Here is an 18,535-nt window from a genome sequence, read left to right on the forward strand (position 1 = left end):
TGCACATAGGTTACATGCCAGGACAGACGGATATCAAGCCGCCGGCTGAGTGGTTCACCTTCAATCCCCAGACAATGACCCTCGATCCAGACGAACATCAGTTTGTGTCGATATCCCTGACGATACCCGCCGAGGCCGAGACAGGTGACTACTTCGCTTGTGTTGAGTCTCGTCTTGCATACGGGCTGGTAGACGGGGAATCGATACCGATGAGCCTAGGCGTCTGCACCGAGCTGCCTTTCCGAGTCATTTCTCATACTACCACTCCGACTCCCACTCCTGCAACCACGACCACTCCCACTCCTGCAACCACGACCACTCCTACTCCTGCAACCACGCCCACTCCTACACCGACACCCACGCCAACGCCAACACCTACACCGGCTTCGGCATCTAGCGGACTACCGCCCTGGATCTGGCCCGTTGTTGGTGTACTCTGTGCTGCATTGGTGTTACTTGCAGCCATCATTTACCTTCCTAAGCTTAGGAAGACGCCCAATGAGCCTGAAGATATTACGTATGAAGGTATCAGATGTCCATTGTGCGACTCTAAAATGGTTATAAGGACAGCAAAGCAAGGTCCAGATGCTGGCCGTGAATTCTATGTTTGTACTCTTTATCCTGCGTGTAAGGGGAAAATTACCGTGGAGTAGCCCAAGCTAGATTGAGTATAAGGGGCTACCCGATAATGGGTGGCCCCTCTTTATCTGTCTATGGCTCACGCTCAAGCCGTAACTGGTATTGTGACGCTCCCCGTCGGTGGTAGTTTTTATGGTAAACTGTGTCGTCTCGTAGTTTTGGGTTCCAGAGCGGACAGACTAACCATCTCAGACTATATGGGACGTCGTACCTGGCTCATCATCCGAAGACCGATGCTCTTGTCCGCTGAGCTACGGGCGCTCTTTCTCTCTGTGGGTTATTTCCCGAAAGCAGGGACATTCGCCGCTAAGCTTCAGCAAAAAGGATTTGCCCAGCTTATTGAGATTGCTGAAATAGTCTCAATCAACCCCCTAATCCCCCAATCTTGGGGGACTATTTATATCTGGGGGACACCCCCAGACCCCCGGCCCCGATTATATCGGGGCACCTCTTTTTCAGCGGTCTCTTATTATATTAAAAGGGTGAGCGGAGGGATTTGAACCCTCGATCTCCAGGGCCACAACCTGGCGCCTTAACCACTAGGCTACGCCCACCACCTGATACCACTTTAGCATAACCTCCCGCTATCAGCCATAATTACTGAAGCCGACGCTAATCGGGGGTAGGATTGCTTGTATAAGCCTTCTTTGTGGAATTTTTAAACGTATAAAAACCTTTCCCCAACCGCTTCACCGGGATATCTGCTCAGCCAGGATGGGAAGCAGTGTATCGTAGGTAGTATCAAGATCCTCCGGAATCAGTCTGGTCTCAGCTAATACTGACACAAAATTTGCATCCCCCTCCCACCTGGGCACCACATGCATATGAAGGTGGTCGGCGATGCCCGCCCCGGCAACCCTTCCCATGTTCATGCCGATATTATAGCCCGCGGGCGATAGGGCTCTGGTCAGCGCAGCAATGCCGGCCCGGGTGAGAGCGATCATTTCATAGAGCGATTTATCATCCAAACGCTCCATACTCGCCTCATGCCGGTAGGGAGCGATCATCAGGTGACCGTTGGTATAGGGGAAGAGATTGAGCATAATGTAGCAAGTTTCGCCCCGATAGAGGATATAGTTTTCCCTATCACTCGCTACAGGGCTCTGCGGTTTCATGCAGAGCAAGCAACCTGGCGGTTTTTCACCCAAAATATACCCCCTTCTCCAGGGCGTCCATAGTGTCTTCAACAGCCATCCCTCAGTAACTGAGTCTGAGTCGAGCGTCAGGCAGGTTGATTCTAACATATTATCCTTAGCTATTCAACGTAAATCGTTCATGTCACTTGTGGCACATTATCCCAATGTCACCCCAACCCCGATATGACGAATGGATGGCAAAAGGATACTTTAGATTGTTAGCCCAGCTTACCCTGAGCCAGATTCCCTCGCTTTCTCTGTTGCCACACAAAGAAGGAGAGCAACGGGATTAGAGTGAATTTGAAGTGTGATTCACCACGCAGAATACCCATTTATACCTGTAACTGAGCCATCTGAGCACTACCACATACAGGTATTTTGTATGCTATAATGAGCAATAGCTATGAGCCAATGCTGAATTTCGAGGTACGACGGTTTGTATGATGCAATAATAGTGGGCGCAGGCCCTACCGGAAGCTACATCGCTCACCGCCTGGCGAGCCTGGGGCATAGGATAGTTGTTTTCGAGGAGCACGAGCATATCGGTGAGCCAATGAACTGCACCGGGATTATCGGGGCGGAGTGCGTCGAGCACTTCCCCCTCTTCGATGGCATGGTTTTGAGGGAGGTAAGCTCAGCCAGGCTATTCAGCCCCTCAAGGAAGGAGCTAAGGCTGGAGCGGGATAGCGTTCAAGCCTATACTATCGATCGTGCTGCCTTCGACCGCTCTCTCGCCGAGAAAGCTCAAGGGCAAGGAGCTCACTACATTACAGGTAGCAGGGTGACGGATGTAGCAGTTTTGAATCACCATGTCAGGGTTAAAACGAAGGATCAAAAAACCTGCGATGCCAAGACTGCAGTCATTGCCAGCGGACTAAACTCCCCAATCCCCCATAAGCTAGGTTTAGGTAGGGTGGGCGACCTTGTCATGGGGGCTCAGGCTGAGGTGAGCTACCATTGTGGTAATGGGGAAGGTCAGCATGGTGAAAAGAGCGATTTAGAGGTCTATTTCGGGCAGGGGATGGCTCCCGGGTTTTTTGCCTGGTTTGTGCCCACCGCCCCAAAACGGGCGCTGGTTGGGCTCTTCTCTCGAAGAAAACCGGGCGACTACCTCAGGACGCTTCTGGTCACGCTTTCTGAGCAGGGCAGGATAGCATCACCCCGGGCCGAGATCACCTACAGAGGCATTCCGCTAAAGCCGCTGCCTAAAACCTATCTGAAAAGGGTGGTCGTAGTAGGAGATGCCGCAGGACAGGTGAAACCAACCACCGGCGGCGGGGTGTATTATGGCCTGCTGTGTGCCGAGGCGGCCGTCGATACCTTGCACCAGGCACTCGCCACCGATACCTTCTCCGAAAAGCTCTTCTCCAGCTATCAAAAGGCGTGGCAGGAGAGGATCGGGTGGGAGTTGCAGATTGGCTACTTCGCCCGCTGCCTATACGAGAGGCTTTCTGACCGCCAGATCGATCAGTTGTTTCACCTCACTATGTTAAATGGAATCCATGAATCACTGCTCCGGTCACCTGATATATCCTTTGACTGGCACGGCAAGGCCATTATAAAGGGTCTAAATTATCTGGGACCATGGCACGAACTTTTCAGTCAGGGAGGGAAGGATTGAAGATACTGGTTACAGGAGGAGCGGGTTTTATCGGCTCCCACCTGGTTGATGCCTTAATTGAGCGGGGCAATGAAGTGGTGGTGGTGGATAACCTGTCCACCGGATGCCGAGAGAATGTCAATCCACAAACCAAGCTCTATGAGCTAAACATAGGTGACCAGGGGCTGGCGGAGGTCTTTGAGCGGGAAAGGCCGGATATTATATGCCATCACGCCGCGCAAATAGACCTCAGGAGATCGGTTACCGAGCCGCTCTTCGATGCCCAGGAGAACATTCTGGGCAGCCTCAATGTCATCGTTAACTCGGTTCACTACAGGGTGGCGAAGTTTATCTATGCCTCCTCAGGTGGGGCAATCTATGGCGAGCCACAGTCTTTGCCCGTTGACGAAAATCACCCCATAAATCCTGTCTCACAATACGGGGTCTCCAAGCATACCGTGGAGCACTACCTACACTTATATGCCCTCCAATATGGGATCAACTACGTGGTGCTCAGATACGCTAATGTTTATGGTGCCAGGCAGAACCCCTTTGGCGAGGCCGGGGTAGTCGCCATATTCGCTCGCCAGATGCTCGGAGGAAAGCAGCCCACCATATTCGGACCGGGTAATAAGACCCGGGACTATACCCACGTCTCCGATGTTGTAGCAGCCAATCTCCTGGCTACGGAGCGGGGGACAAATGCTATTTGCAATATTGGTACCGGAGTAGAGACCTCGGACCAGGAGATCTACGATGCCGTCGCTGAGGCAGTTGGATACGATGACCCCCCGCTTTACACCTCAGTTCGCCCTGGGGAGGTTCAACGTATGTGCCTCGACTGGAGCAGGGCAGAGCAGGAGCTGGGCTGGCGCCCCACGCTATCACTGAAGGAAGGGATCATTAAAACGGTGGGCTATTTCAAGGCGCAAGCGTAATAGCGATTACTACACAAAGATAGGTTAGAGTATAGTCTTTAACAGATTTACATAATATATGAGACTGCTGAATTAGTCTCAATCAAGCCCCTAATCCCCCCTATACTTGGGGGACTTTTTAATACCGGCAGCCCCACATCCCTGGCAGGAAGTATCGTACACCTCTTTTTCAGCTCTCTATAAACACATTTCGTATTCCCGCTTCAAAGAATATCGCTTCCATACAGTTCTAATCCGCGGTTTCTATTATGCCTAGTAAGTATAGCCCGTTAATAACCATACTCACTGCGATAGCAGCAAGCAACAGGCTAAATACCCGGGAGATCGCCTCTATTCCTCCCTGTCCCATGAACCTAATAATATGATTACTGAGTAGGAATATTAACCAAGCTATGAAGAGATTTAGAATAAATGAGATCACGACAATATATAGAGGGAATTGAGTTGCGAGGAGTAGTAATGTAGTAATCGTCGCTGGACCAACCGTTAAAGGCGTTCCGATCGGTACAATAGCTACCATTTCCTCTTTGATTAACTCTACCATCCGACCTGTTGTCATATACTTAATGGAAAGAACTAGCAGGATAAATCCACCTGCAATCGCAAAAGAGCCTATAGATATGTCCAGAACGTTCAATATAAATTGCCCAAAGAATAAAAAGGTAAAACCTACAAGGGCCGCAGTAATCATGGCAATATGAATCATCCTCTTTCTCTCAGGCGTGGACATATCCTCACTCGAAGAGATAACAAATGGCAAAGTCCCCAAAGCATCTATAACGATGAACAGGGGAATAAAAGTAAATATGAAGGATTCAGGATAGCTGTACACCATATATCATTCTCCTCCCATAGACTACCATATAACCAAATAAATAAAAATGGCCGAGAAATCGACTATCATCATCGGGGGAGGGCTGGCCAGCCTGTCTACCAAACACCTGAGGCATGCTGCAGATGACCCGAAAACCTGGTGAGCTTAGTGCTACTAGAAAGGCTCGCCGTGAGGCGAGCCCCTCGCTTAGTATTAAATTAACTCTATCCGGCGTATTAATACATCGTGATTCTCACCGGGGGATAATTATTGACCTTAACAAATAATGGTGAGCGCTGCTAGGCAACCTTTTGCTCTTTAACCGTTTCGCCCTTCTTTTCCTCTTTTTCGACCTTTGGCACCTCTGACCCCATCTTCCCCCGTCTGCTAATGAAAGTGCCTACGCCGGATATATTCTTCATGAAATAGCTTATCCCCTGAATTGAAAGCGCCACCCGTAATATCCCGCGCACATCCTCCGGGAAAAGGGTTATCTCGTAGTTCCAGTTAACCGGCTCCACGATAATGCCACGCATACAGACCTTGCCCTCTTCAAGTGCCAGATTACCCTTGCTCAGGTCGATAACCAGTTCACGCTCTCCTAGACCTTTTGACCAAAATCTCATTTTAAGTAGTCACCTCTATACTATTAGACTAACCCTCATGAACTGCGCTTGGCTTTTTTCCTTGGCTTCTCCTTGCCAGCTCGCCGCATAATAAATCTGTTATAACCAAAGGTCAATACAAACTTTGGGTTTTTGCCGAAAAGGCGTAATACCGGCGACGACAAGAGCATATGTAAAAGTCCCGGGATATCCTCCTTGGTAAATGTAAACTGGCAATCCCAGATGATCCCCTTGTCTCGCACAATTCCTTTAGCTTTTAGAGTTCCACCTTCCAGTTCCAAATCGGTTTTGAACCAGTCCGCAAATAATGCCTGTTTCCCTAGACCCCTCGACCACACTTTCATTTTACATAATCCGCAATATTACCCTATTGCCCTCCTTTTCATACCTTCTCACCGCCACAACAACCCCATAGATTGTACAGTATGCAATACGAGACGTCAACCTTACTGTAACTAGGATGCCGTATAAGGCGCCTCCGGCAGCTACATCATGGAATATCCGCCACTTGCGCTGAGTGTTTGGCCAGTGATAAAGTTGGCGGCATCCGATGCCAGAAATACCATTGCATTGCCGATGTCCTCTGATGTACCCAGTCGGCGCAGCGGGTAAGCCTTGATGATCTTTCCCTTTATCTCATCGGTGAAGAAACTACGAGAGAGCTTCCAACCACTTTCCTCACCATACTCATCTTCGGCCTTAGGGATGGTAACTCCGGGACATACGACGTTAAGCCGCACATTGTAGCGGCCAACCTCCCGGGCAACTGCCTTGGTAAATGCGATAACCGCGCCCTTAGTGCCCCCGTAGACTGCCTCTCGAAACTCACCGATGCGCCCCGCATCGGAGCCTGTGCTTAGGATGACACCCCTATTGCGCTCTATCATGTGGCCCAGCACCGCCTTGGTGCAGTTCAGCACGCTCCGATAGTTGATAGCTATTACCTTGTCCCAGAAATCTGGCGTTGTATCGATAAAGAGTTGCTGCAGGTCCCAGCCCACGTTATTTATCAGAACATCCACCGCACCGAATTCATCTATTGTCTTCTTAACCATCGCTTCCACATCAGCGTAGTCAGTGACATCAGTCTTCACTGCAATAGCCTTGCTTCCAAAGGTCTCGACTTCCTCTGCCACCTTGCCGGCCTGTTTTTCATCAAGGTCGGCGATCACGAGATTAGTGCCCTCTTTAGCAAAGCACAGGGTAATTCCGCGCCCGATATTAGACGCCCCACCAGTGATGATCACGGTCTTTCCCTTTAGTCCCAGTTCCATTTACAATCCTCCTTTTTTATCCTCTACTAGGTAAGATAGGACATAAAGCCTCTATCGCTTACCTATAGTGAGATTCCAGTATTTTGCCTTCTTCACCCGTTGGAAATCGGGCTTACGCAAGCAACTTACAACCATCAGTGGTACAGCCGTTCATATATTAATATGACGTCTACTATAACGTCTATCCCAAAGTCAAGGGCTAGCGTCGCGGTAACCCCAGCCCGATAGTGGCCATAATAGTACGCTGAATCTCGGGGGTACCCCCGGCGAAAAGGCAGCCAAGATTGTTTAGGTAGTTACCCGCCATCTCCCCATTGAACGGTGCCTTAATAGATTTCCAGGCCAACTGACCATAGAGTCCCATGATCTCAGTTCCCACGCGGGTAATCTCAAAGTTCATCTCATCACTGAACAGCTTGGACATCGAAGCCTGACAGGTAGGAACGAGCCCTTGCCCCTGCATCCACACTGTCCTATAAGTAAGGAGGCGTGCCACCTGAACACCGATAGCAAGATCAGCCAGCTTCTGACGCACTAGGGGGTCCCGCGCCAGGGGTTTACCGTTATAGCGCGCTCCCCTGGAAAAGGCCACCAGGTCATCGAGGGTACGTCGCATCGAGCCAGCGAGAGAAGCCAGCGTACCGCGCTCAAAGCTGAGCGTGGTCATCATTACCATCCAACCCTGGTTCTTCTCCCCCAGCAGGTTCTCTTTTGGAACGCGTACGTTATCGAAGTAGACCTCGCAGAAGCCATCGGCACCAACCATGTTGGTTATAGGGCGAACGGTAATCCCCGGGGTCTTCATATCGACCAGAAAAAAACTGAGCCCGCGGTGCTTGGGTGCCTCGGGGTCAGTCCTGGTCGTCATATAGCAAAGGTCACCGCGTAGACCGAAGCTTATCCACGTCTTCTGCCCGTTAACTATATAATAGTCCCCATCCTCCACTGCCGTAGTCTTAATTCCGGCAGAGTCGGAGCCAAAATCGGGCTCGGAGAAGCACTGGATCCACATCACTTCCCCCCGTGCTATGGATGGGAGAAAACGTTTCTTCTGCTCTTCTGTTCCGTGGGCGAGGATGGTAGGCCCCACGATCCCCGTTCCACCACCGTCCATGCGCGGTGCCCTGCCGTAGGCGGTCTCTTCATTGAAGATGAGATATTCAATATCAGAGCCCTCCAGGCCGCCATATTCCCGGGGCCACCAGATAGCGATCCAGCCCTTCTCACCCAGTTTCCTGGTGAACTTCCTGGTGAACTCCCACCCCTCATCCGTCTCCCCACCATGGAGCACCGCCCGTTCATGCGACTCAGGAAGCTCTCGCTTAAGGAAATCCTGGACCTCTCTGCGGAAGGCCTCTTCCTTATCGGTGAATCGAAAATCCAATTAATCTACCTTTCAATCAACCTATATATATATTAGTGAAAAAATGCACATATTGTCAAGGCCATTAGCAACTTGCAATGCTGTGCTTAATATGGTACTATTTCGTAACTAGTACTGGGTAAAATGATACACTTTTTAGGTATAGATATTGGCTCGGTTACCGCCAAGCTAGCGCTAATCGACGAGAACGGCGAGATAGCTGCGCTTGACACCGAGAAGATAACCGCCAGCCCGCAGGCTGCGGTAGCTTCGCTCATTACAAGGCTGAGCAAAAAAATCAATCTTGAAGAGATTGAGGGGGCTGGTGTATCCGGCTCGGGAAGGGCGGTAATACCCGGAGAGCTAAACTGGTCAGTGTACAGCAGTTCGCTATCGATCGCTTCAGGGCTACTCCATTCCCACCCCGACGTAAAAACCATCATCCAGATTGGCGGCCAGACCTCCCTGGTAATCGCGCTGGAGGACGGGCTGAGAAAGCCATGGAAGGTGGCATCAAACCCGCTTTGTGCAGCAGGAACCGGAAGGTTCCTTGACCAACAGGCATACCGGCTGGGCATCAGCATGGAGGATTTTGCCCGCCTAGCACAGCGGGTCGACGACACCATGCCGCGGATCGCTGCCAGATGCAGCGTTTTTGCCAAGACCGACCTTATCCACCTCCAGCAGAAGGGCGTGCCCCTGGGCACAATGCTCTGCGGGCTCTGTGACAGCATTGCCCGGGGGGTTACCTCACTAACCAGAGGGGCTCTGGAGGAGCCAATCTATTTTGTCGGTGGAGTTGCCGCCAATAGTGCAATAGTGGACTCCATAAATGAAATGCTCTCTTCCAGAAATGGGTATCGATTAAATGTAACTGTCCCCGAGAATTACCTGTATATTGAAGCTCTGGGTTCAGCCTTACTGGCAAAGGACTCCGGGAAGATTTCCAAGGTTACCTTGCTGCCAGTAACGGATACGAAGCAACGCTACTACCAAACGCCCAGGCTAGATAAAGTCACCCAGCAAGATCTGTGGGTCGCTCCTAAAATTGATAAGCCCTTTACCGGATACCTCGGGGTCGATATTGGCTCCACCAGCACCAAGGCGGTTATCCTTGACCAATCCGGCACAACGGTCATGGCAAAGAACTACCTCATGACCGCAGGAAAGCCTGTTGACGCCATCACCGAGGTCTTTAGAAACCTGCACCGTGATATCGGGGATAAGGCCAGGATAGCCGGGGTGGGCGTTACCGGATCGGGGCGATATCTGGTGGGCAGCTTCATCGGTGCCGACCTGATAAGAAATGAGATCACGGCGCAGACCAGGGCTGCCGTAGATATAGACCCCGAAGCGGATATCATCGAGGTTGGAGGTCAGGACTCGAAGCTGGTGATCAAGCGAAACGGCGTTGTCGTGGATTACCAGATGAACAAGTCATGCGCTGCGGGAACTGGAAGCTTTATCGATGAGCTAGCGGAGCAACTGGGTATTTCTGTAAATAACGGTGATTTCGCTGCTCTGGCTTTCCAGGCGCCTCATACCATCGATCTTGGATCACGATGCGCCGCCTTCATGGGGCAGGCCGTTTCCTCAGCCCAACAGGAAGGCGTATCCCTGGAGGTAATAACAGCCAGCCTTTCAAACTCTATTGCCGGTAATTATCTTTCCAAGGTGGTAGGGACGCGGAAACTGGGAGACAGTGTAATACTCACCGGAGCGGTATTCTACAATGACGCCATTGTCTCCGCCTTCAGGCAGGCACTCCAGGGGAAGAACCTGATTGTGCCGGAACACAAGGAGGTCAGCGGCGCAATAGGAGCAGCACTGCTGGCCAAGGAGGAAATGGAGGGTCAAAGCTCGATTTATGAAGCCAGCCGCATCGCTCAGAAAAATGAGGGGCTAGGGAAAGGGCAGCCATCGAAAGTTCCTACAAGCTCCAAATTTAAGGGGTTTCAAAAAGTCATTGAGAGCAATTATACCCTTAACACCTTCGTCTGCAAGATATGCGACAATAACTGTACCATAAGTCGCCTGGAGATGCCCGGCCAGCCACCCACCTTCTACGGCAGCCGGTGCGATCTCTTCGATAGTACCATTAAACAGGAGAGGCAGGAAACCCCCTTCGATGAACGGGAGAAGCTGCTATTCAAGGAATACCGAGAGAGTTCTGGATCCGGGCCCTCGGTAGGGGTCCCCCGGGCGCTAATTGTGTATGACTATGCACCACTCATTATCGCCTTCCTCAATGCCCTCGGCGCCAAGGTTGTCCTTTCGAGCAAGACCAACAATCAAATCATAGAGCAGGCTGCTGAGCTAAGCTATACCGATAGCTGTTTCCCCATCAAGCTGCTCCATGGCCATGCCGCAAGCCTCACTGATGTGGACTACATCCTCTATCCCAGCGCCATCCGGTTGGGATTAAAAGATGGTGATGAGGACCAAAAGTATAGCTGCCCCCTCGTCCAGGCATCCCCTTACATCATACGACAGGCTCTCGGCCTGGAAAAACGGCTGCTGGTGCCCACGATAGACTTCAGCATGGGAGACAGCGATGTTATTAAAAATTTTACCGAGGTCGCGGCCAAGATGGGTTTCAGCAGAGAGCGGGGAAGGAAGGCGGCCCTTGCCGGTATTGCAGCGCAGCGGGAGTTTGAGGCGGCAGAAGTAGAGGTGGGGAGGAAGATAATCGAGCGAATCCGCGAGAATAACCAGCTAGGCGTGGTAATGTTCGCCAGGTCCTATATGTCTCAGGACTCGGGGGCAAACCTGGGGATAGCGGAAAAGCTGGCCCAGCTTGGCGTCGTGCCTATACCCATCGACTTCCTGCCACTCGCTTCAGTGGACATCAAGGAGTACTCAGATCGTCCCTACTGGTTCTACGAGGGAAAGCACATCGCCGGCGCAGCGCTTACCGCCTCAGACCCGCGGCTATACGGGCTTGTACTGACAAACTTCGGCTGCGGACCCAACTCCTTCATAATCAAGATTGTCGAGGATATCATGGGGGGCAAGCCCCTGGGCCAGCTGGAGATCGATGAGCATGCCGCTGAGGCGGGCATCGTTACCCGCCTGGAGGCATTCGTCGATACCATTAGCGGCTTTGCCCGCAGCGGCAAGGAAACCCCTGGGTGGAATGCGAATGCCTACCGCTCAGCGCCAACATCGGTCAATTCGGGAAAGAGCATTCTCATGCCGAGGATGGCCCCGCATGCCGAGGTACTGGCCGCTACCATGCAGGCATTCGGGGTTAAGGCCACCGTGCTCCCCGAGTCGACAGAACAGTCCCTTCTCTACAGCACCAAGGTAACCTCAGGCACGGAATGCCTGCCCTACCGCGTAACCCTGGGCGATTTCATGATGTTCCTTCACGAGAACGGCCACGGCGAGGTTGACCTGAAGGCAGTTGAGGGGTTCATGGCCAGCGCCTTCGGGCCCTGCCGTTTCGGGAAATACGCTATAGAGCAGGTGAGGATATTCAGGGAGCTCGGGTTTGACCTTCCGATACGGACCACGGTTTCGAACAATGCCTATCGGGACCTGGGGCTGGGCATAGCCTTCGAGCGCCTGGCCTGGAAGGGAATTGTGGCCATGGATTACCTCCTGAGGCTCCTCTGGCGCACCCGCCCCTATGAGAAGTCAGCCGGAGTCGCAGATGAGCTATTCATAGAATACACCAACAGGATCGCCCAGCGGATGCGCCAGAAGTATGATCTCGGCGATATACTGCGGGATGCCACCTCTGAATATCACGCCCTGATCGACCTAGATAAGCCGAGAAGACCGCTAGTGGGCATCAACGGCGAGATATTCCTGCGCTCTAACCGGTTCAGCAATTGCGATCTGGCGAGAGAGTGCGAGAATGCTGGACTTGAGGTCATCATTTCCCCAATGGGGGAATGGATCAAGTACATGACCCACCGCAACATTGAGGATGGTATCAGGGAGAGGAAGCTGAAAAAGGTGGTTACCGGTTATATCAGGAAACGGCTGCAGGACCACGATGAGCACTCAGTAGCCATCAATTTCAATGGCCTTATCGATCCGCGGGAGCCCTCCACCAAGGAGATACTGGCATTCTCGTGTCAATACCTCTCTCCAAAGTGTGGCGGCGAGGCAGTGATCAGCATCGGAAGCGGAATCGACTGGATGGAGAACCCCGAGTTTGCCGGCGTGATCTCGGTAATGCCGCATGGTTGTATGCCCGGTGGAGTGGTGGCGGCAATGTCGGATAAGTTCAGTGAAATGTACGCTAAGCCCTGGATCAACCTTACCTATGACGGCACCCTGGAGAGCAATAATCTGGAGCGGATTAACAATTTCGCCGAAGTGCTCAGATTCTGCAGCAGCCCCCGACCCCGATAACGGACCGCGAGTTGTTTTTATTAACCCTTCCCTGACCCAAGTAACATTCATTTTTACCGTGGATCTATCGTTATCCAACATACCAATCGCCAGCGGTAACACCGGGTATAAAAATGTTGCATAATTACGCCAGCCTCGTCTGTCATTGCTACGGAAGCAGGAACCCGAAGACCGATCGGTCTGGATTCCCGCCTGCGCGGGAATGACATGTGCATAGAGTTCGTCCAGATATATCAGGGCTCTATTTTCGTAGCAGGATATTGTGAGCTTCTCGCAAGTGCAGTTTTATAATAGCTCCATAGCCCAAACCAGGGATAGATTAGAGAGCTACTCCAGCCTCTCAATAGCATCTACCACTTCATCTATGAGCCAATCAGGGCTGGAGGTCCCCGAGGTCACGCCCACCTTTTGAGCAGCCTTGAGCTCCGGCCAATAGCTATCTACCATGCGGGCTGACGAAACCAGTTTAGCATGCCCAAACTGGTTACACCTCTCCACCAGCCGGTTGCTATTGGAGCTTTGAGGGTCACCAACCACCACCACCAGGTCAGTGCTTGAAGCCAACAAGGCCGCCTCACGCGCCCTCCTCGCCACGTGCGGGCAAAGGGTTACCGCTATTTTTATCTCCTGGAATTTTTCCATCGAAGTCAAAACCTCGCTGACGAATGCCTGAACTTCATGCGGGAGCCTCGTAGTCTGAGAGAGGATAGCCAGGCGTTTTGGCAGCCTTCCCCTAAAGATACTGGAGACGGATAGACCTGCCTTGGACCTGGGCCCCGCCCAGTCGAGGAGCCCCTTAACCTCGGTGTGCTCCGGGTCACCGTAGACCACAACAAAGTAGCCTTCGCTAGCAAGCTGTGATGCCCTTCGCTGGGCTTTCCTGACCGTCGGGCAGGTGGTATCGATAAATTTCAGTCCCCTCCGCTGAAGCTCATGGTAAACTTGGGAAGGGGCACCGTGGGCGCTAATGGCAACAAGGCCTCGGACATCATCAAGGCTTTCTATCACCTCTATGCCCATAAACTCAAGCTTCCTGACCACGGCATCGTTGTGCACCAGCCTTCCCAGCGTGAAAACAGGGGCGATTTTGGCCGCCCTCCTGGTGGTCTCGACTGCCTTTCCAACGCCAGGGCAAAAGCCTAGTTCACCAGCTCTGGTAACCAATCTTGCCATTCTTCCCCCATGGTAGCCCTCTGCTGAATATCGATGCCGCTTACAAAGACGCCGGTCGCCGGCTGATTGCCGCTTTTCCCTCTACCTGATAGGCGCCTACTACTTGCAGATTCGAACCTGCGTATCAAGAGTCACGCTCCACAATAAAACGAGCTATCTCGCTAAGCTGACGCCTGGGCCAGGGGAAAAGCGATATCCCATTGAGTTCCTCCACGGCTGCATCACGATACCCAATGGCTAGACCATGGGCATAGCCCCTAGCAGCAACATCATCCAGAATTCCTACGACAGCGCGTACTCCCTCATCACTAATTGCCTCCTCCTGGTATATATCCACCAGTTCTCTCCTCGCCTTACCCTTTGCCTTCTCAAGTGCATATGCAATGGGAAGAGATTTCTTCCTGTGCCGAATATCGCTGCCCCAGGGCTTGCCCGTCTTCTTCTCATCACCCCATATACCGAGTATATCATCCCTGACCTGGAAGGCCAGCCCCAAATTCCTACCGAAGCGATAGAGCCCCCCTATCACATCCTCATCATCGCTTCCCAGCAACGCTCCCATCTCAAGCGAGCGGGCAATGAGGATTGCGGTCTTACTTTCTATCATTTCCAGATAATCACCCACCACGACATCGAATCGGCTCTCATAGCTAATGTCAAGGTACTGACCCTCGATGGTAGTGAGGCAAGCCTCGTACATTAGCCTGGTAGTAAGCAATTGCTTTACCGCCGGGACGCCACGCTGGGCAAGACCTATCAGGGCAAGGCCGGCTATAGTGGCCAGGGCGTCGCCGGCGTTTATTGCCTGGGGCTTTCCCCAGATGCTCCATACCGTTGGACGGTGACGCCTTTCCCTATCGTCATCCTGGACATCGTCGTGGATTAGAGAGAAGTTGTGCAGCAGTTCCATGCCTGCCGCCGCCGGCAGCGCCTTGTACCATGCTCCTCCTACCGCCTCGCAGGCAAGCAGGCATAGGGTCGGACGCAAAGCCTTCCCGGGTGAGGCCTCGATGGGATTACCCTGCTCATCCACCCAACCGAGGTGGTATCGCATCATATCATACAAAGGCGACTGTCGATCGTCCAACACCGCTCTCAGTTCGGTATTGATAGCAGCACGATATTTCTTGAAGGCAAAAGGCTCACTTACCTTTTGATCACCTGTCACGCCTGTCATCTCCTCTTTAGCAAGATGAGAAAAGGAGCTAGTAATCCTCCATGCTATGTCTTCAGCTTTTGGGTCAAACGTGTATCAGCTTCCGGGAGCTATGCTCCACAAAGTTATCTGGCAGGCCAGTGCAATGGGACATAACCTCAACCGGTTTGGGAGGATAAAGTTGTGGCGGCACGCCGCTTCCGAATCCTATAGCGAGTGCATTATCCTCGATTTTCATCAGTCTCTCTCCCATGTATACCTGCGCCAGAATTAGTTATTAGTCCAGAGGCTTGGCAAAGCGAGCATTAACGACAGCAGTATCAATGCCATCCGTTGTTAGCTGCTCCGTGGCGGCAATAATGGGTGCCGCCATGTTGGGGATGCTGCACAGACAGAGGTTAATGGAGTAGCCCTGGCATTTCCCGTCATCATCCCCGACAGGGGAACGAGAGCAGTGCTGAAGAAAAAAGCCGAATAACACACTAAGCCCCAATTACGAAACACCTAATAAGATTGTCCGGTGTTCAAGGACTCGGTGGGACAGTGATTCTGGAGCAGAGCCAGGTAATTGGCTCTAAAGCCATCCGGGTAATAGCCCTGAGGCCTTCATTCTTGCTGATATAGTCCGCCAGGGGTGGGCTGCTTGTATAGTAGAGGGAAACAGCCAGTCGTCCCGCCGCGTTGGTGAGCAGGTATTCGTCCCTGAACTGGCGCAGCACCTCTATATCCTCTGCCAGAGGTGTCCCGTAGGCTGCGGTGGCTATGAAGCACTCATATTTTTCTTCCAGCAGGACATCGTCGAACCACGCCTCTGGATTTGAAGCGTTTCCAATAGGAGTCATTTCTAGCTCAATAACAGCATAATATGCCGTCTCTGGACTATAGAAGTAGGCCATGTCTTTCTCCCAGACAGTCTGATTAGTCGATAAAAGAACGTTAGGTTGTAGCCTCAAAGCCATCGATTCAGCCAGCCAAAGAACATCGGATTCTACTGGTTCTCCATCCGAATCTTGAACCGTTACATTCAACGTGGCAGTAGATTCATTGGATTTGATATAACTCGAAAACCTATATAATGCGACTGCCTTTATACGCACGGTTTGCGTATAAGTACTATTAGCTCCATATATATACGCAGAATAGTTGCCTGAGTAAGCATCTGTGGTACGCCCCAGCGAGGTGCCCGTAGCCACCCAGTCACTCGGCGGGTCGGTAACATTCCCGGTTGGCTCTTCAAAGCCCGTGTTTTTTATTACATTTTCTGAGGTTACCTCAACCACCGGTACGCCGGTGCATGATGTTAAAAGCAATGGCATCACTATGACGAGAATGATGGCCGATACCAAAATCCCAAGGAAGCTTCTTTTCATTCCACCCCCTCCTAGCATTGTGATTCTATGTAGCTTTTCCTCCAGCCCGAAGGCCAAGAATAGTGCGTACTATCATAGCATAAAAAGTCAGTGCTGTCAACTTAATGTACTCGTCGGCTTTACACTATTTAGTGTAATAAAGGGTGGCCCTATACTATTTAGTATAATAATTGGTGTTATCGAGAGGAGGTGGGGGATTGAAAAGCACCCGCTGACCTCTGTAGGCTTTGAGTTAGAGAAACCAAAAGCAAAGGAGGTGATGGCGGATGCAAGAGAATTGTATCGCAGTATTCTTTAGGATTACCAGGGCTCTATATACTGTGGCAAAGGGAATTTAAGGACCATTTTGAGGTCACAGTGATCTATCAAAGGGATGGGGCTATCTGTCCCCCCGGTGCGGCGTGATAACCACTAAAGTGAAGGACAGGAGACGGCAGCGCAAGCAAGACAGGAGGTTAAGGGACAAAGTGGTGTTCCTGATGCTGACTAAGAGAAGATTTCGCTGCCTCTTCTGTGGCAAGGTATTCATCCCTGAACCGGCGCAGCACGTCTATTTCCCCTGCCATCGGAGTCCCATAGGCTGCGGTGGCGATGAACCAGCCCTCATCTTCCCCGGGTGCGGCAAGAGAATTAAAAATAATCTACGTACACACCCCTCGCCCGGAGCTCAGGGATATAGGTATAGATGGAGGCGTCGTTCAAGGGATTGAACCATGTAGTCACCGTATCCCCACTCCCCGAAATCCCTGGGTTGTCGACCAGAGGCTTTATGTCAGTTATCGGGTTATTGGAGATGTCGAGGTCATACAGGTTGGTGAAGTTAGACAGAATCGAGATGTCACTTATCTCGTTGCGTTGAATCCAGAGAAAATCCAGCTTTGTGAGGTTAGACAGAGCCGAGATATCGCTTATGTCGTTTAGGTAAAGCTCGAGGTGCACCAGGTTGGTGAGGTTAGATAGAGGCGAGATGTCACTTATTTGATTCGACCCAAGCCAGAGCCATGTCAGGCTGGTGAGATTAGACAGGGGCGATAGGTCACTTATCTGGTTCAGGGCAAGGGCGAGCAATGTCAGGCTCGTGCAGTGCTCCAGCCCTGTGAGGTCGGTAATGCCAGCTCCTGCGGCTGTAAGGGAAATAAGCCTATCAAGGTCAGACTGCAAAATGTCTCCCGTAGGCTTCCTTATAACCAGACGAATTTCCGCCTCAAGATTCGGGTCGGGGAAGCTTATTCCCCCACCAGCAGGGGTAGGGGTAGGAGTAGTTGTAGTAGCAGGTGTAGGTGTAGGTGTAGGAGTAGGAGTTGGTGTAGGTGTAGGTGTAGGTGTAGGTGTAGGCGTAGGCGTAGGCGTAGGCGTAGGTGTAGGAGTTGGAGTTGGAGTTGGAGTTGGTGTGGGTGTGGGTGTGGGTGTAGGCGTGGGCGTAGAGAAAAGAGAACATCCTGTAGTACCAATTACAGGAACCGCAATGATTGTAACGAGGCATATTGCTATTAATACTATGAGGATTCTCTTCATCTTCATTGACTCCCCAAATCCGCCTGGCTGTGCTTTCTGCTCTATTATACCACTATAGCAGTAACAAGCTTATGGATGGCCGTTACAAAGTGACTAGTATGCTTTTCGTAGCGAAGGCAGCATTAAATTAGATTACAAGGGCTATATAACAAAGGGGCCACCCATCATCGGGTATCCCCTGTAGTACGCCTGGCTGTGCTGTAGGGCTAAGGTGTGGAGACGATATAATAAACCTCCCCCAAATATTCCACAGCTACTCTCCTATCATACACAGACATGGTTTGACATAAGCCACCTTTGGCAAGCTCCGTAGCTAAATGGCCATTAGAAGGGGTTAACGCAAATAGCATTTATACAAGTGCCTGACCGCTGGCCACCCCGAGAGATACTGTACCTAAGTACATACTATGGAAGGCTTGTGCCCTAATCTCGCCAAATAGCCGCCGTGGCTTCCACTAACGAAGCTACAGGGTCAACCAAGAGCTCCCTGACTAAAGTCCTTAATACATCATGCTCCGATATGAAGTCAGCCACCGGCGGGCTGGTCTGGTAGTACCACTCCACAA

Annotated in this window: 17 protein-coding genes and 1 tRNA gene; 4 read left to right on the forward strand and 14 right to left on the reverse strand. The window is 51.6% G+C overall.

What is annotated here, in order from left to right; all coding sequences use genetic code 11:
• The coding region (locus VMX96_06140; protein ID HUU63481.1) for a hypothetical protein at positions 1-653 on the forward strand (653 nt) is incomplete at its 5' end.
• 467 nt (positions 654-1,120) lie between these two features.
• On the opposite strand, the gene VMX96_06145 is transcribed toward VMX96_06140, so the two are convergent.
• Both VMX96_06145 and VMX96_06150 read right to left on the reverse strand, forming a co-directional pair.
• A tRNA-His gene (locus tag VMX96_06145) sits at positions 1,121-1,193 on the reverse strand.
• A 135-nt stretch (positions 1,194-1,328) separates the two neighbouring features.
• Positions 1,329-1,787, reverse strand: a complete 459-nt coding sequence (locus tag VMX96_06150; protein ID HUU63482.1) for an HIT domain-containing protein — start codon at positions 1,785-1,787, stop codon at positions 1,329-1,331.
• Positions 1,788-2,211: 424 nt separating this feature from the next.
• Between VMX96_06150 and VMX96_06155 the strand changes: the two genes are divergently transcribed.
• Both VMX96_06155 and VMX96_06160 read left to right on the forward strand, forming a co-directional pair.
• A complete protein-coding gene (locus VMX96_06155) occupies positions 2,212-3,396 on the forward strand; it encodes an NAD(P)/FAD-dependent oxidoreductase (GenBank protein ID HUU63483.1) in 1,185 nt (394 codons plus the stop codon).
• A complete protein-coding gene (locus tag VMX96_06160) occupies positions 3,393-4,313 on the forward strand; it encodes an NAD-dependent epimerase/dehydratase family protein (GenBank protein HUU63484.1) in 921 nt (306 codons plus the stop codon). Before VMX96_06155 ends, VMX96_06160 begins: the two co-directional genes overlap by 4 nt.
• Before the next feature lie 229 nt (positions 4,314-4,542).
• Here VMX96_06160 and VMX96_06165 read toward each other — a convergent pair whose 3' ends face one another.
• The 5 genes from VMX96_06165 to VMX96_06185 all read right to left on the reverse strand — a co-directional run bounded on the left by VMX96_06165 (position 4,543) and on the right by VMX96_06185 (position 8,411).
• On the reverse strand, positions 4,543-5,148 hold the full coding sequence (locus VMX96_06165) for a MarC family protein (GenBank protein HUU63485.1): 606 nt from the start codon (positions 5,146-5,148) through the stop codon (positions 4,543-4,545).
• 278 nt (positions 5,149-5,426) lie between these two features.
• Positions 5,427-5,753, reverse strand: coding sequence for a hypothetical protein (locus tag VMX96_06170; protein ID HUU63486.1), 327 nt, complete (start codon positions 5,751-5,753; stop codon positions 5,427-5,429).
• Between the two features lie 35 nt (positions 5,754-5,788).
• Positions 5,789-6,097: a hypothetical protein gene (locus VMX96_06175; GenBank protein HUU63487.1), complete on the reverse strand. Its 309-nt coding sequence runs from the start codon at positions 6,095-6,097 to the stop codon at positions 5,789-5,791.
• Between the two features lie 141 nt (positions 6,098-6,238).
• The gene (locus VMX96_06180) at positions 6,239-7,027 is read right to left on the reverse strand and encodes a glucose 1-dehydrogenase (GenBank protein HUU63488.1); all 789 of its coding nucleotides are present in this window, start codon (positions 7,025-7,027) and stop codon (positions 6,239-6,241) included.
• Between the two features lie 199 nt (positions 7,028-7,226).
• The gene (locus VMX96_06185) at positions 7,227-8,411 is read right to left on the reverse strand and encodes an acyl-CoA dehydrogenase family protein (protein ID HUU63489.1); all 1,185 of its coding nucleotides are present in this window, start codon (positions 8,409-8,411) and stop codon (positions 7,227-7,229) included.
• 123 nt (positions 8,412-8,534) lie between these two features.
• Here VMX96_06185 and VMX96_06190 point away from each other — a divergent pair, with 123 nt between their 5' ends.
• A complete protein-coding gene (locus VMX96_06190) occupies positions 8,535-12,755 on the forward strand; it encodes an acyl-CoA dehydratase activase (protein ID HUU63490.1) in 4,221 nt (1,406 codons plus the stop codon).
• 327 nt (positions 12,756-13,082) lie between these two features.
• On the opposite strand, the gene ispH is transcribed toward VMX96_06190, so the two are convergent.
• The 7 genes from ispH to VMX96_06225 form a co-directional block, all read right to left on the reverse strand.
• Positions 13,083-13,928 carry a 4-hydroxy-3-methylbut-2-enyl diphosphate reductase gene (gene ispH / locus VMX96_06195; protein HUU63491.1) on the reverse strand — a complete coding sequence of 282 codons (846 nt, stop codon included), beginning with the start codon at positions 13,926-13,928 and terminating at the stop codon, positions 13,083-13,085.
• Positions 13,929-14,052: 124 nt separating this feature from the next.
• Entirely contained in the window at positions 14,053-15,096 is a 1,044-nt protein-coding gene (locus tag VMX96_06200; protein HUU63492.1) for a polyprenyl synthetase family protein, read from the reverse strand.
• Positions 15,097-15,169: 73 nt separating this feature from the next.
• A complete protein-coding gene (locus tag VMX96_06205; protein HUU63493.1) occupies positions 15,170-15,322 on the reverse strand; it encodes a hypothetical protein in 153 nt (50 codons plus the stop codon).
• Positions 15,323-15,361: 39 nt separating this feature from the next.
• Positions 15,362-15,565 carry a hypothetical protein gene (locus tag VMX96_06210; protein ID HUU63494.1) on the reverse strand — a complete coding sequence of 68 codons (204 nt, stop codon included), beginning with the start codon at positions 15,563-15,565 and terminating at the stop codon, positions 15,362-15,364.
• Between the two features lie 43 nt (positions 15,566-15,608).
• Entirely contained in the window at positions 15,609-16,454 is an 846-nt protein-coding gene (locus VMX96_06215) for a CFI-box-CTERM domain-containing protein (protein HUU63495.1), read from the reverse strand.
• Between the two features lie 455 nt (positions 16,455-16,909).
• Positions 16,910-17,095, reverse strand: a complete 186-nt coding sequence (locus VMX96_06220) for a CFI-box-CTERM domain-containing protein (GenBank protein ID HUU63496.1) — start codon at positions 17,093-17,095, stop codon at positions 16,910-16,912.
• Positions 17,085-17,975 (reverse strand): leucine-rich repeat domain-containing protein, encoded by an 891-nt coding sequence (locus VMX96_06225; GenBank protein HUU63497.1) that lies wholly within the window; start codon positions 17,973-17,975, stop codon positions 17,085-17,087. Before VMX96_06225 ends, VMX96_06220 begins: the two co-directional genes overlap by 11 nt.
• Between the last annotated feature and the right edge of the window lie 560 nt (positions 17,976-18,535).

The organism is Dehalococcoidia bacterium (assembly GCA_035528575.1).
Classification (GTDB): Bacteria; Chloroflexota; Dehalococcoidia; order E44-bin15; family E44-bin15; genus DATKYK01.